Annotated in this window: 13 protein-coding genes; 5 read left to right on the forward strand and 8 right to left on the reverse strand. The window is 65.6% G+C overall.

The annotated features are described in order from the left end of the window. Nucleotides 1–17: 17 nt before the first annotated feature. Nucleotides 18–1,328 (reverse strand): MFS transporter, encoded by a 1,311-nt coding sequence (locus QX010_RS26685; RefSeq protein WP_316182847.1) that lies wholly within the window; start codon nucleotides 1,326–1,328, stop codon nucleotides 18–20. 120 nt (nucleotides 1,329–1,448) lie between these two features. Then, complete coding sequence (locus QX010_RS26690) at nucleotides 1,449–2,369, reverse strand: transcriptional regulator GcvA (protein ID WP_315805209.1); 921 nt, start codon at nucleotides 2,367–2,369, stop codon at nucleotides 1,449–1,451. 113 nt (nucleotides 2,370–2,482) lie between these two features. On the opposite strand from QX010_RS26690, the gene QX010_RS26695 reads away from it, so the two are divergent. Together QX010_RS26695 and QX010_RS26700 are read left to right on the forward strand one after the other, a co-directional pair. After that, nucleotides 2,483–2,686 carry a DUF1127 domain-containing protein gene (locus QX010_RS26695; protein WP_316182848.1) on the forward strand — a complete coding sequence of 68 codons (204 nt, stop codon included), beginning with the start codon at nucleotides 2,483–2,485 and terminating at the stop codon, nucleotides 2,684–2,686. 77 nt (nucleotides 2,687–2,763) lie between these two features. Then, nucleotides 2,764–3,384 (forward strand): GNAT family N-acetyltransferase, encoded by a 621-nt coding sequence (locus QX010_RS26700; RefSeq protein WP_316182849.1) that lies wholly within the window; start codon nucleotides 2,764–2,766, stop codon nucleotides 3,382–3,384. Nucleotides 3,385–3,644: 260 nt separating this feature from the next. Here QX010_RS26700 and QX010_RS26705 read toward each other — a convergent pair whose 3' ends face one another. Both QX010_RS26705 and QX010_RS26710 read right to left on the reverse strand, forming a co-directional pair. Next, nucleotides 3,645–4,346 (reverse strand): SDR family NAD(P)-dependent oxidoreductase, encoded by a 702-nt coding sequence (locus QX010_RS26705; protein ID WP_316182850.1) that lies wholly within the window; start codon nucleotides 4,344–4,346, stop codon nucleotides 3,645–3,647. A gap of 93 nt (nucleotides 4,347–4,439) precedes the next feature. Beyond that, a complete protein-coding gene (locus tag QX010_RS26710; RefSeq protein ID WP_316182851.1) occupies nucleotides 4,440–5,459 on the reverse strand; it encodes a glutathione S-transferase family protein in 1,020 nt (339 codons plus the stop codon). Nucleotides 5,460–5,569: 110 nt separating this feature from the next. Between QX010_RS26710 and QX010_RS26715 the strand changes: the two genes are divergently transcribed. Together QX010_RS26715 and QX010_RS26720 are read left to right on the forward strand one after the other, a co-directional pair. Then, entirely contained in the window at nucleotides 5,570–7,354 is a 1,785-nt protein-coding gene (locus QX010_RS26715; protein WP_316182852.1) for an acyl-CoA dehydrogenase family protein, read from the forward strand. A 220-nt stretch (nucleotides 7,355–7,574) separates the two neighbouring features. Then, nucleotides 7,575–8,663 (forward strand): Zn-dependent alcohol dehydrogenase, encoded by a 1,089-nt coding sequence (locus tag QX010_RS26720; protein WP_316182853.1) that lies wholly within the window; start codon nucleotides 7,575–7,577, stop codon nucleotides 8,661–8,663. Between the two features lie 183 nt (nucleotides 8,664–8,846). Here the strand turns inward: QX010_RS26720 and QX010_RS26725 are convergent, their stop codons facing one another. The 3 genes from QX010_RS26725 to mbfA all read right to left on the reverse strand — a co-directional run bounded on the left by QX010_RS26725 (nucleotide 8,847) and on the right by mbfA (nucleotide 11,978). Further along, a complete protein-coding gene (locus QX010_RS26725; RefSeq protein ID WP_316182854.1) occupies nucleotides 8,847–10,316 on the reverse strand; it encodes an amidase in 1,470 nt (489 codons plus the stop codon). 82 nt (nucleotides 10,317–10,398) lie between these two features. Beyond that, nucleotides 10,399–10,929, reverse strand: coding sequence for a cytochrome b (locus QX010_RS26730; protein WP_315805201.1), 531 nt, complete (start codon nucleotides 10,927–10,929; stop codon nucleotides 10,399–10,401). Between the two features lie 77 nt (nucleotides 10,930–11,006). Continuing rightward, nucleotides 11,007–11,978: an iron exporter MbfA gene (gene mbfA, locus QX010_RS26735; RefSeq protein WP_315805200.1), complete on the reverse strand. Its 972-nt coding sequence runs from the start codon at nucleotides 11,976–11,978 to the stop codon at nucleotides 11,007–11,009. Nucleotides 11,979–12,179: 201 nt separating this feature from the next. Here mbfA and QX010_RS26740 point away from each other — a divergent pair, with 201 nt between their 5' ends. Continuing rightward, a complete protein-coding gene (locus QX010_RS26740) occupies nucleotides 12,180–12,902 on the forward strand; it encodes a hypothetical protein (RefSeq protein WP_316182855.1) in 723 nt (240 codons plus the stop codon). Between the two features lie 82 nt (nucleotides 12,903–12,984). Here the strand turns inward: QX010_RS26740 and QX010_RS26745 are convergent, their stop codons facing one another. Further along, nucleotides 12,985–13,362, reverse strand: a complete 378-nt coding sequence (locus QX010_RS26745; RefSeq protein WP_316182856.1) for a hypothetical protein — start codon at nucleotides 13,360–13,362, stop codon at nucleotides 12,985–12,987. Nucleotides 13,363–13,389 lie beyond the last annotated feature (27 nt).

Below are 13,389 nucleotides of genomic sequence, written 5' to 3' on the forward strand. Positions count from 1 at the left end.
GTGAACAGACAACCCGATCAGGCGGCCACGGGTTCGCGCGCCGCGACCGCCTGGCGGCCGCCGCGATAGACCGTCATTGCCGCGATGATGCCGAGCACGGCGGCGCACATCAGCCAGTAGCCGGGCGAGGCCTTGTCGCCGGTCTTGTTGATGAGCCAGGTCGAGACCGCCGGCGTCGCGGTGCCGAACAGCCCAGCGGCCAGCGCAAAGGCGATCGAGAAGCAGGTGGTGCGGACATGCGCAGGCACGATCTCGACCAGGCAGCCCAGCATGGTGCCGCTATAGACGCCGAAATAGAACGAGAACAGCATTTCGACAGTGAGCAGCTTGCCGAAGCTCGGCGCCGCCGCGAGCCAGTGCAACGCCGGGTAGGCGGTGAGGAATGCCAGCGCCGCGATGGTCACGAGCACCGGCTTGCGTCCGATCCGATCCGACACCGCGCCGCCGACCGGATTCCAGAGAAAGTTGGTCACGGCGACCAGCAAAGTGACGAGCAGTGAATCCGACGCCGACAGCTTCAGCTGCTTGCCGAAACCGGGACCGTAGACGGTGATGAAGTAGAACATCGTCGTGGTCAGCACGGCGATCATCATGCCGAGGATCACGATGCGCCAGTTCTCCAGCGCCGAGGCGAACACTTCGCGCGCGGTCGGGTGCTTCTTCATCGCGAGGAAGGCCGGCGTCTCCTCCAGCGTGCGGCGCAGGAAGAAGATCAGCGGAATGATCAGGCAGCCGATGAAGAAGGGAATGCGCCAGCCCCAGGCGGCCACGATGTCCGCCGGCATGGCCTGGTTGAGCACGTAGCCGATGACCGACGCGACGAAGATCGCGACCTGCTGGCTCGACGACTGGAACGAGGTGTAGAGGCCGCGATTGCCGGGCGTGGAGATCTCGGACAGATAGACCGACACGCCGCCGAGCTCGACACCGGCCGAGAAGCCCTGCAACAGCCGGCCGAGCAGCACGATGATCGGGGCCGCGATGCCGATCGTCGCATACGTCGGGCAGAATGCGATGACGATCGTGCCGATCGCCATGATGCCGAGCGTCACGATCAGGCCCTGGCGTCGGCCGATCTTGTCGACATAGGCGCCGAGCACGATAGCGCCGACCGGTCGCATCAGGGCGCCGAGCCAGAACACGCCATAGGCATTGAGCAGCGATGCAGTCTCGTTCTCCGATGGGAAGAACGCCTTGGCGATGATCGGCGCGTAGAAGCCGAACAGGAAGAAGTCGAACTGCTCAAGGAAATTGCCGCTGGTGGCGCGCAGGATCGCGCCGATGCGCGAATGGATCGTGGCCGGCTGCGGGATTGACGTTGAGGACACGCGGGGAGACTCCTACCGTCGAGAGGCTCGTGCGGAGGATTTCTACGCCGGCCGAGGGGAAAGGTGCGACAATCTGCCACGCCAGGCCCTGGCGGCCAATAGTTTTGCGCCTAAGGAGCCCTAGGCCTGAACAGAATTGGCCGCGGCCGACTTCTGCTGCACTGCACCCTTCAGCCATTGCCGGAACGCCTTCAGCTTCGGCGGATCGGTCCGGCCCTCCGGCGTCACCAGATAGAAGCCGGCATCGCTCGGCAGGGTCATCTTGAACGGCACCACCAGCCGGCCCTTGGCGATGTCGTCCTGGACGTAGGCCGTCCGCCCGATCGCAACGCCGAGCCCGTCGATCGCGGCCTGGACGGTCATCAGCGACAGGTCGAAGCTCAGCCGGCCCTGCCTCGACATCTCGACCGGCAGACCCGCCGCGGTCAGCCAGAGCCGCCAATCGTCGTCATAACCTCCGCTGGCCTGCAGCAGCGTGTGATGCGCGAGGTCCTCCGGACAGCGCAGCGGCTTGTCGCCCTGCAGCAGCGCCGGACTGCAGACCGGAAACAGCTCGTCGGCCATCAGCCATTCCGCCCGCACGCCCGGCCAGTGGCCGCGGCCATAGCGGATCGCGGCGTCGACGTCGTCCTTGCGAAAATCGACCAGGCCGGTCGAGGTCGTGATGCGCACGTCGATGCCGGGATGAGCCTCCTGAAAGGCCGTCAGCCGCGGCAGTAGCCATTTCGCCGCCAGCGAGGCGATGGTCGAGACCGTCAGCACCTTGGCGTTGTCCTTGCGAACCAGCCGTTCCGTTGCCAGCCGGAGATCGTCGAATGCGGCGCGCACGAGCGGAAGATAGTCGCGGGCCTGTGGCGTCAGCGCGAGACTGCGGTTCTGGCGGACGAACAGGCGGATGCCGAGCTCGTCTTCCAAGCGCTTGATCTGATGGCTGATGGCGGTCTGCGTCACGTTCAGCTCGGAGGCCGCGCGGGTGAAGCTCAGATGCCGCGCCGCAGCCTCGAACGCCCGCAATCCATTCAGCGACGGTAGCCGGGCCATTCGCGGCCTCCCGGTTCATGACGTTATTTCATCCGAAACGGTAGTAAATGTCGTTTGTGGATGAAGCGCAAGCGCTCGATATTGCAGCCTCAAGGAATTTTCAGGAGGCTTTCATGTCCGTCTACGTCTCCTCGTCAATGACGAAACATCATGGCCCGGGGTTCTGGTCCGGCGTCGTGGAGCTGCTTGCGGCCTGGCGCTTCCGCTACCAGACCCGGCACGAGCTCGCGCAGTGGTCGGAGCGCGACCTGCACGATCTCGGCCTGTCCCGCAGCGATATCGCCGCCGAGATCGATAAGCCTTTCTGGCGGGGTTGATCCCCCTCACTCATCCCGCCGCGCCGGCGCCGCTCCGCAAAGGAGGGCGCCGGCAAGCTTCCCCGTTGGAGCCGCGCATGCCGACGCACGCCATTGCCGATCTCGCTGCCGGCTCCAACACCATTCACACGCGGCGCGGTGAGGAGGTGCGCCTGCGTTTCGTCACACCTGACGACGCGGAGGCGCTGCAGAGCTATGTTCGGTCCTTGAGCCAACGCTCGCGGCACAAGCGTTTCCTCGGCGCGCTCAACGAGCTGCCGAAGACGGTGCTCGAGGATTTCGTCGCGCTCGGCCGCAACGACCGCTACAGCCTGATCGCGACGATGGACCATGACGGTGTCGACGGCATCGTGGCCGAGGCGCGCTATGCATTCGATCGCGGCACCGGTCGTGTCGAGTTTGGCCTGTCGGTCCATGACCGCTGGCAAGGCCACGGCATCGGTCCGGCCCTGATCGCAAATCTCGAGCGGCGCGCCCGCGCGCTCGGCGGCGCCACGCTGTCAGGCGACGCGCTGCGTACCAACGACGTGATGATCGCGCTCGCCCGCAAGGCCGGTTTCACGATCCAGCCGCATGCGGATGACTGGACGCTGGTGAGGTTCGAGAAGGGGCTGAGCGGCGTGGTGGCGGATTCACCGAGTGCAGATTTTCAACTTATCGGTCGCGGGCTGCAAGCCGTGATGTTCGACAACAAATAGCGGTCGTCATGTCCCGCGAAGGCGGGGCATCCCGTACGCCGCGGCGTTACAGTGTCTTGGGCTATCAGTTGCGATTGCAAAATCGCTCGATCCAGCCGGGCGATGACAGTCGTTGTGAGGCGCCGACCTATCCACGTCATTGCGAGCGAAGCGAAGCAATCCAGAGTCCTTGCTCGGCCCTGGATTGCTTCGCTTCGCTCGCAATGACGAGGTGAGAGAGCGGTGCTCGAAACAGCTACAGCTCCGAGCGACATCAGCTCTCAAAACGTCTCGACCCATGGCCGCAGCTCCATCTCCCAGCTCCAGGCGCTGCGCGGCTGCTGCAGCACGCTCCAATAACTCGCGGCGATGGCATCCGGATCGAGCATCGAATTCGGTCGCTCCGCCGGCTCCTGGCGTTCCGCGCTCCTGATCGCGCCGTCGATGACGAAATGCGCGACGTGGATGCCCTGCGGCGACAATTCGCGCGCCATGCTCTGGGCTAGGCCGCGCAGCGCGAACTTGCCCATCGCGAACGGCGCCGACTGGGCGTAGCCCTTCACGCTGGCGGAGGCGCCGGTGAACAGGATCGCGCCGTGCTTGTTCGGCAGCATGCGCTGTGCCGCCTGCTGCGCCACCAGGAAGCCGCCGAAGGCGCTGATGGCAATCGACTGCTGCACGTCGCCCGGCACGAGATCGGTGAGCGCTCCGCGCGCCCGCGCGCTGGCGTTGTAGACCACGAGATCGGGCGCGCCGATCTCGCGCTCGACGATGCCGAACAGCCGCTCGACCTCCTCCGGATTGGTCGCATCGCAGGGGTAGGCGCGGGCGCCGGTTTCGTTGCAGAGCGCTCCGAGCTTCTCGATCTTGCGGGCGGCCAGCGCCACGCGGATCTTCTCGCGCGCGAACAGCCGCGCCAGCGAGGCCGAGAGCCCTTCGCCGGCACCGACGATGAGGGCGATCTTGTAGGCAGGGATGTCCATGGGCATGTCCTTGGGCCAAAGCGTCCGCAGACATCAAGCTAGTGCACCGGCGGCCGACTTCCTACGGCTCGTCCCCACATTTTTGCCGCGCCCTCAGGATGGGCGCGGCTGCAATCCGGCGAGGCAGCCGATCTCCTCCAGCACGACATCGAGCCGGCTGCGATCGTGCAGGAAGGCATATTTGCCGCGGAGCATCGCCAGCGAGCGCGCGTGATATTTCTGCGGCTTCTGCATCCAGGTGAAGTCGCCGAACTGGACGCGAAAGGCATCGCGTTTCTCGGCCAGCGCCTGTTCATTGGCGAGCGTCCACGGCATGAACAGCGCGCCGACCTGGCGGGTCAGGATCGGCATCAGGGTCAGCGACAGTTCCGGCCACAGCTCGAATTCGCCTTCGGCGCGCGGCCACAGCATGCGGTGGATCCAGGCCAGCACATGCGGCGCGCGGCCCTCGATCAAAGCGCCTGCGGTCGGATCGGTCCACAGCTCGTAGAACTGGCCCCACAGTCCGAAATCGCCGTAGGCCGGACGGTGGCCGAACAGATACGGCCTGACTGAGAGATGCCGTTCGAGCAGGTCGAGCATTTCGGCAAAGCCCTGCTCGATCTGCGGCGCGTTGATCTCGTTCGAGCCGACGTACCACAGCCGCTCGACCATGCGCGCGCGGATCTTCTCGGCCAGTTCGCCGACCTCGATCTCGTCCGCCTTGGGGGCGCGGATGCGGGCGATGCGCCCGGCTGAGGCGCGCTGGTCGAGATCGCGGGCCCAGCGATAGTGGAACATCCACTTGTTGCCCCACTCGTCGCCGAACTCCTCGATCAGGGCCGAGATGAAGCTCGTCAGCGCGTCGCCTGGATGAATCGTCGGCTGCGGAAAGTCGAGCTCGAGCGCATCGATGATCGGCGTCGAATCCTGCATCGGCACCTCGTCGGGAGCGACCACCAGCGGAATGATCGGCATCTTGGCGTGCCGCGCGAACTCGGTCTCGCTTTCCGCGTTGCGCAATATCCAGTGATGCGGAATGCCCTTGTAACGCAGATACGATCGCACCTTGACCGAATAGGGCGACATCTCCGCCCCGAAGATGCGATAAACCTCCGTCGGCTGATTGGTCATGGATCTGCTCCCGGTTCGGCGCACGCCGCTGCCTGTTGTGTATCCGATCAGGCGCAACCTGTCGAAGAGTCCATCAGAGACTTGCGGAAACGAACGAGGGCTTAACGATCATGCATCAGTTCCTGAAGCGCGATGACGTGATGACCGGCGGCGCGAGGCCGGAGCTGCTGGCGCCCGATACCACCGGGCTGAACTTCTATCGCGCCGACCCCGCGCTCGCCGATCTCTTGCGCATCCATCTGCCCGAGGCGCTGTTTCGGCACCTCGTGCCGCATCTCGACCGCCTCGGCGAGCTCGCCGGCTCCTATCTCGACGAATGCGCCCGCCTGGCTGACCGCCATGGCCCTGTGCTGCACCAGCGCGACCGCTTCGGCCGCGACGTGCAGTGGGTCGAGTACCATCCGGCCTATCGCGAGCTCGAGCGCGCCGCCTTTGGCGAGTTCGGCATCCACGCGATGTCGATCCGCAAGGGCATTCTCGGCTGGCCGACCAAGTATCCGGTCACGGCCAAGCACGCCTTCACCTTCCTGTTCAACCAGGCGGAGTTCGGTCTGGGCTGTCCGATCAACGTCACCGACGGCTGCGCCAAGCTGCTGGCGAGCTTCGGCAGCGACGGGCTCAAGGCCAAGTACCTCGATGGCCTGACCCAGACCGACATGAGAAAGCTGACCCAGGGTGGCCAGTTCATGACCGAGAAGGAAGGCGGCTCCGATGTCGGCACGTTGACGACGGTCGCCGTGCCGGAGGGCGACCATTGGCGCCTGCATGGCGAGAAATGGTTCTGCTCCAATGCCGACGCGAAAGTGGTGATGCTGCTGGCGCGGCCACAAGGTGCCGAAGCGGGAACGCGCGGCGTCGGCCTGTTCCTGATGCCGCGCTTCCTCGATGACGGCAGTCAGAACCACTATCGGATCGTGCGCCTGAAGGACAAGCTCGGAACGCGCTCGATGGCCTCGGGCGAGATCAAGCTGGAGGGCGCCGTCGCCTATGCGGTCGGGAGGCTCGATCGCGGCTTCGTGCAGATGGCCGAGATGGTCAACTCGTCGCGTCTCTCCAACGGCGTCAAGTCGACGGCGCTGATGCGGCGGGCCTGGCACGACGCAATCACGGTCGCGCGCAACCGCGTGGTGTTCGGAAAACGCATCGTCGACCTACCGCTCGGACGGCGACAACTGCTGAAGATCCTGCTCGCGACCGAGCAGGCGCTGTCGCTGAGCTTCCTTACCGCCGACGCGCTCGACCGTGCCGAGGCCGGCAGCCAGGATGCCGCGGCGATGCTGCGCATTCTGACGCCGACATTGAAATTCCGTGCCACGCGCGACGCGCGCAAGGTCTGCGGCGATGCGTTGGAGATGCGCGGCGGGATCGGCTATGTCGAGGAGTTCGTCACCGCGCGGCTGCTGCGCGATGCCCATCTCGGCTCGATCTGGGAGGGCACCGGCAACATCGTCGCGCTCGATGCGCTGAAGCGCGCCGTGGGCCGGCACGGTGCGGAGGCCGCGCTGGCAGCCGACCTGCATGCGCGGCTCGACGACAGCGCCGCCGTGCCGCAGGCCTGGCGCGATCGGCTGCATCGACTCGTGGATCGTGCCGTGGGCTTTGGGCGCGAGGTCGCGGGACGCGCCGACAAGGAGTCGGAAGCGCGCCGCGCCACCAGCCTGCTGTATCACGTGGCGAGCGCCGTCTCGACGACCTGGGAAAGCGCGCGCATCCACGCGATGCGCGGCGACGCACGGCGGTTGCTATTGGCGAAGCTCGTCGTCGATCATCGTCTGACGCCGTCCGATCCGTTCCGGCTCGCGGAAAACGAGACGGACGACGCGATGGCGACGTTGCTGCTCGGCGATCGCGTCGCAGGTATGGACGAGGTTGGCGAACTGATTTCGGCGGCGTAGTCTTGTGGAATGTCACGAAGATGGATCGCGAGCTCATGGCTTCTGCTTTGTGCGAGTGATGAGCGAACAGGCTGGGGGTACAGGTCTAATCATTTGCACCACCCGTGCGGCTGCCCCTCACCCCAACCCTCTCCCCGTGAAGAATGGGGAGAGGGAGCGCAGCGGCTACGTCGAAACAGCCGGGTAACAACTCACAATAAACAAGACAGGGAGAACGCCAATGAAAGCCGCCGTGCTGATGGAGGTCAACAAGCCGCTCGTCATCGAGGACGTCAGCGTGCCCAAGCCGGGGCCGCGGGAAGTGCTGATCCGCACGGCGGTGGCGGGGCTCTGCCATTCCGATCTGCATTTCATCGAGGGCCTGTATCCGCATCCGCTGCCCGCGGTGCTGGGCCATGAATCCGCTGGGATCGTCGAGCAGGTCGGCGCCGACGTCACCTATGTGAAGCCGGGTGATCATGTCGTCACCTGCCTCTCGGTGTTCTGTGGCACCTGCGACAACTGCACCACGGGACGTCCGGTGCTGTGCACCGACACCACGGTGAAGATGCCGCCGGGCGCCTCCAACCGGCTGTCATGGGCGAGAGCTGAGAAGCTGCACCAGTTCCTCAACCTGTCGTCCTTCGCCGAGCAGATGCTGGTGCACGAGAATGCGATCGTGAAGATCCGCAACGATATGCCGCTCGACCTCGCCGCGCTGATCGGCTGCGGCGTCATCACCGGCTATGGCGCCGTCGTCAACACGGCGCGGGTGCAGGCCGGCGAGACGGTGGCCGTGATCGGCTGCGGCGGCGTCGGCATGGCCGCGATCAACGGGGCGGAGATCGCGGGCGCGGGCCGCATCATCGCCATCGACACCAATCCGGCCAAGCTGCAGCTTGCGACGAAACTGGGCGCAACCGACATCATCAATCCCACTGAGGGCGACGTCGTGGCCCAGGTGCGCGAGCTCACCAAGGGCGGCGTGCATCACGCCTTCGAGGTGCTTGGGCGCAAGGAGACCGCCGAGCAGGCGTTCGCGATGCTGGCGCCGGGCGGCACCGCGACCATCGTCGGCATGATCCCGTTCGGCCAGAAGATCGAGCTGCACGGCTTCGACTTCCTGCGCGAGCGCCGCATCCAGGGCTCTTCGATGGGCTCCAACCACTTCCGCGTCGATATGCCCCGCCTCGTCGAGTTCTATCTGCGCGGCAAGCTGCACCTGGAAGACTGGATCTCCGCCAAGCTGAAGCTGTCGGAGATCAACGAGGGCTTCGCCAACATGAAGGCCGGCAAGACGCTGCGCAGCGTGATCATGTTCGATGCATGAGGGGCACGGTCGAGTGTGAGGAAGTTGATGGGGTTTGGCGGGTCTGCCTATTAGTCACTCGTCATGCCCGGGCTTGACCGGGGCATCCAGCCTCTGGAAGATGGATGGCCGGGTCAAGCCCGGCCATGACGATGTAGGACGGCGGAATTTGGTGAGGCGTTGTTGAAGAAGTCGAAGCACTAACTAATTCGCGAACCGTGGCGGCGGAACGAAGCCGCCGAACTCGCGCTCGATCAGGTCGGCGAGCTTGAGCGGCGTGCGGTCTTCGAGGAATGGGCCGACGATCTGCACGCCCACCGGCAAGCCGTTGGCGAGGCCGAGCGGGATCGCGGTCGCCGGCAGTCCGGGCAAGGTGGCGATGCCCGGCCAAGCGAGCTGATCGGCGTAGCAATGCTCGACGCCGTCGATGCTGATGCGGCGCTGCTCCTGGTCGGGCGAATGGTCGTGCGGATAGGCCGGAGTCGGCATGATCGGGCAGATCACGGCGTCGAACTGCTCGAACAGCGTTCGCCATTGCGCGCGCAGCCGCGCCCGCGCCCCGCCGGCCTGAACCCAGTCGCGATGGCTGAGCGCGATGCCGCGCAGTCGCTCGGCCGCGAGGCTCGCCGCCTCCTTCGGCAATTGCGCGGCCGCGTGGCTGGCGCCGGCGTGGACCTCCGCCGGCATGGTGGCGCCGATGAAGCCGAGCAGCAGGCGCATGTAGAGCCGGCTCGATGCGGCGAAGTCCGGCAGCAGCGGGCTCTCTGTCGCGACGTTGACGCCGGCCCGTGCCAGGTCGGCCGTCAGCCGCTCGATCGCGCCGCGCACGGCGCTGTCGGTCGGCAGCAGCGGATCGCTCGCGACCACCAGCACGCGGAAATCCTGCAGGCGACCGTGACGCGCCGGCGGCAGGTCGAGGCGATACGCCTTGCCGGCCTCGAGCGGGTCGGGGCCTGCGATCACATCGAGCAGCAGCGACAGATCGGCGGCCGAACGGGCCATCGGGCCGACGACGGCGAGGTCGGCCTCGCCGGGCAGCGGCTGAAATGGCGGCGGCGTGTGGCCGCGCGAGGCCACCAGGCCGTAGCTCGGCTTGTGCGCGGTGACGCCGCAGTGAAACGCGGGGACCCGCAGCGAGCCGCCGATATCGGACCCGAGCGACAGCGAGCCGTAGCCGGCGGCCAGGGCCGCGGCCGATCCGCCTGACGAACCGCCTGGCGTGCGGCCGAGATCGTAGGGATTGTTGGTGATGCCGTAGATGTCGTTGTAGCTCTGCCAGTCGCCGAGCCCGAGCGGCACGTTGGTCTTGCCGAGCACGATGCCGCCGGCATCCTTCACGCGCGTCACCGTCAGCGCATCCTCGGCCGCGATGAAATCCCTGTGCTGCGGAAAACCCCAGGTCGTCGGCAGGCCGGCGACGTTGTAGGATTCCTTCACCGTGAGCGGAAGGCCGAGCAAAGGCCGCCGTTCGCCGCGCGCCAGCGCCGCGTCGGCGACGTCAGCGGCAGCGAGCGCGCGCTCGAAATCGCGCACGCAGACGGCGTTGATCTCGGAGTCATGACGTTCGATGCGATCGATGGCGAGCCTGGTCAGCTCCACCGACGAGATCTGACGGTCTGCCAATGCCTTCGCCGTGTCGACGGCGGTTGCGAACGTCCATTGCGGTGCGGCCAATGTCGATCCTCCCGGTGCGATGTTTGCCGGGAGTCTAACCGATGCGGATGGCGATCACTTGACCAAAATTGCGGACTATCCTCTAGCCCGGCAGCATCCGCTGCATGACGCGGTCGCGATAGATGAAGACGTGCGCGATTGCGGCGGCGACGTGAGCGACGATCAGGATCAGCAGCAGCCATTCGGATGCCTGGTGCAGCCCGTCGATGGCGCGGTTACCGGCCGGGTTGCGCGCCGCCAGCATCGGCAACGGAAGCAGGTAGAAGAACGACACGCTCCAGCCGCGGAAGGAGGCGAACAGCCAGCCGGTGATGGTGCTCGCCATCACCATCACATAGAGCATCCAGTGCACGACCTCCGAGCTCAGCCGCTGCCAGGGCGGCAGCGAACTCTCCGGCGCGACCGGATGGGTGAGCCGCCAGACGAAGCGCACGGCGATCAATGCCAGAATGGTGAGGCCGAACGAAATGTGCAGGATCATCGGCGCGCCGGGGGGCGTGTTGGCATGCAGGTCCGGCATCAGCCAGCCGATCGGATACTGGATGGCGAGCAGCGCCACCACCAGCCAGTGCAGGATCTTCGCGGGCGTGCCGTAATGCAAGCGTGGCGTCATGACGATTTTCCGTTGTGATCGGTCCGGCGCCATCAGCCTCGCGGCTGGACGTTTTGCAAGACGCCGGGGTGCGGAGGCTAGGCCGCTCCTATGAGAATTCCGACGCCGAGCACGATGATGCCGCCGAGCACGATCTGGAACACCGCCTGCAGGAACGGCGTGTCCATGTAGCGCGCGCGGATATAGGCGATCGCCCACAGCTCGAAGAACACCACGAGGCTCGCGATCGCGGTCGCGATCCAGAACGCGTTGGTCCAGGAGTCCGGGACGAGATAGGGCATCGTGTGCCCCAGTCCGCCGAGCGTCGTCATCGCGCCGCAGACGGCGCCGCGCAGCCACGGCGAGCCGCGTCCCGTCAGTGAGCCGTCGTCGGACAGCGCCTCGGCAAAGCCCATGCTGATGCCGGCGCCGATCGAGGCGGCAAGGCCGACCAGGAAGGTCTGGAAGTTCTGATGCGTGGCGAAGGCGGCGGCGAACAGCGGCGCCAAGGTCGACACCGAGCCGTCCATCAGGCCGGCGAGACCGGGCTGGACATATTGCAGCACGAACACGCGCCGCCGCGTCTCATCCTCCTTGTGCCGGACGTCCGGACTGAGGATCTTGTCGGTCAGTTTCGCCGCAACCTTCTCGTGGCCCTTCTCGGCCTCGGCGAGATCGCCGAGCAGCCGGCGCACGCCGACATCCTTGGCCTGCTCGGCGGCCTTGGCGTAGAAGCGCTCGGCCTCGAACTCCATCGTGCCGACCTCGCGGCGGATGGCGTCGAGCGACAGGTTCTTGGTCAGCCAGATCGGCCGGCGCTGCAGGAAGCCCTTGACGTTCTCGCGCCGGATCGGCGGCAGGTTCTTGCCGAAGCGCTCCTCATAGAGCTCGAGCAGCATGTGGCGGTGGCCCTTCTCCTCCTCGGCCATCTGCTCGAACAGCTTGGCCGAATCCGGATAACGTTCCGCCAGATCCTCCGCGAAGCTCATATAGATGCGGCCGTCTTCCTCTTCGGCCGAGATCGCGATTGCCAGGATCTCGCGCTCGGTGAGGTCGGCGAAGTTCTTCATTCCAAGGTCCCCGGATCTCTCGCTCTCAACATTCGGCTGTTTAGAACGTTTCTAAAGTCTATATGGATTTGCCGCACCGCGGTCAAACTCCGGCCGCCGATTGGTCGCGAACGCTTTCGTGACCCCGCATTCAAGCTCCAGTCATGGAACTGCGAGGATAGTCCGTCGTTCGCGTTCCGCTCAGCCACCTAAGGAGTTCCAATGGACAGCGTCAAATACCGGCTCAACGATCCAGGGTTGGCGCCGCGCCGCACCCGGATGGATATCCCGGGCTGGGCAGGCGAACGCCAGCCGCGCGCGAATGGCTCGCATGAGCAGGTCTGGCATTGCGTACCATTCTCGGAAGGTGCGCAATATGGCATCGAGCTATTTTATCCCTACGACTTCGAGCTGCAGGTCACCACGCGCGACGGCAAGCTGGAGCTGTCCGGCGACTGGGGCGAGCCGCCGAGCCCGAGCCTGCAATGGCCGCCATTCCGCAATTTCGGCGATACCTTCTACACCTACCAGATCCTGCTCGATCTCAAGGTGCCCAAGGGCTTTGCGATCCGGACCGAGCCGCATCCGCGCTTCTACACCGATCGCACCGATACCTGCCCGATCGCGGTGCCGGCATTGGTGCGCAATTTCTGGCCGATGCTGTTCTTCTGCGTCTTCAAGGCGCCCGCGGAAGGGCGGACGCACATCTTCCGTCCGGGCGAGCCGTTCGCGCAGGTGATCGTGATTCCGGAGGAGGCGAATTTCACCGTCGAGCCGATGGGGCCAGAGGAAGCCGCCGAGCGCGAATTGCAGTCACGGCGCATCCATGCCAGCCGGCCTGTTCTGGCCAAGGAGACCGAATGGGTGTCCAGCACCGATACCGTGTTCGACGGAACCTATCGCCATCTGCATCGTGCTGCAAAGGAGAAGGCGCGCAAGTCGTGATGGCCGGATGAAAAGAGAAGGGTAGAACGAGAAGGGCGCCGACCTTCCGGCCGGCGCCCTCCAGACCACTATCGCAGTGCGATCAATAGCGATCGTAGTACCAGTGGTGATGGTGATGATGGTGGTGGTGATGATGGTAGTAGCGGCGCGGCACCACGTAGACGCGCGGCCCATAGCCGTAGCCATAGCCATAGCCGCGCCAGTAGCCATGGTGGTGATGGTGATGATGATGATGGTGATGGTACCACTGCGCGAGCTGCACCTTCGGCTCGGCCGCCGGCGGTCCCTGCTCGTCGAGCGCCTGCAGCACCCTCGCGGCATCGGGGATCGGCTCGAGCAGGTCGGCGTAGGAATTGGCCTTCAGGACATCGGTCGGGGCCGGAGCCGCCGACGCCTGCACCGTGCCGAGCGCGCCGACAGCGGCGACGGCGCCCAACAAGCCTGCGATCTTCTTATCCATAAATCATCTCCTGATGCGCATTGCCCG

The organism is Bradyrhizobium sp. SZCCHNRI1009 (assembly GCF_032487575.1).
Lineage (GTDB): Bacteria > Pseudomonadota > Alphaproteobacteria > Rhizobiales > Xanthobacteraceae > Bradyrhizobium.

Excerpts from the sequence above, each read along its gene's own strand:
- QX010_RS26720 (WP_316182853.1), top strand. The coding sequence starts at position 7,575 with ATGAAAGCCGCCGTGCTGATGGAGGTCAACAAGCCGCTCGTCATCGAG.
- QX010_RS26730 (WP_315805201.1), bottom strand. The coding sequence starts at position 10,929 with ATGACGCCACGCTTGCATTACGGCACGCCCGCGAAGATCCTGCACTGG.
- QX010_RS26710 (WP_316182851.1), bottom strand. The coding sequence starts at position 5,459 with ATGACCAATCAGCCGACGGAGGTTTATCGCATCTTCGGGGCGGAGATG.
- QX010_RS26715 (WP_316182852.1), top strand. The coding sequence starts at position 5,570 with ATGCATCAGTTCCTGAAGCGCGATGACGTGATGACCGGCGGCGCGAGG.
- QX010_RS26740 (WP_316182855.1), top strand. The coding sequence starts at position 12,180 with ATGGACAGCGTCAAATACCGGCTCAACGATCCAGGGTTGGCGCCGCGC.
- QX010_RS26700 (WP_316182849.1), top strand. The coding sequence starts at position 2,764 with ATGCCGACGCACGCCATTGCCGATCTCGCTGCCGGCTCCAACACCATT.
- QX010_RS26745 (WP_316182856.1), bottom strand. The coding sequence starts at position 13,362 with ATGGATAAGAAGATCGCAGGCTTGTTGGGCGCCGTCGCCGCTGTCGGC.
- mbfA (WP_315805200.1), bottom strand. The coding sequence starts at position 11,978 with ATGAAGAACTTCGCCGACCTCACCGAGCGCGAGATCCTGGCAATCGCG.
- QX010_RS26690 (WP_315805209.1), bottom strand. The coding sequence starts at position 2,369 with ATGGCCCGGCTACCGTCGCTGAATGGATTGCGGGCGTTCGAGGCTGCG.
- QX010_RS26705 (WP_316182850.1), bottom strand. The coding sequence starts at position 4,346 with ATGGACATCCCTGCCTACAAGATCGCCCTCATCGTCGGTGCCGGCGAA.
- QX010_RS26695 (WP_316182848.1), top strand. The coding sequence starts at position 2,483 with ATGTCCGTCTACGTCTCCTCGTCAATGACGAAACATCATGGCCCGGGG.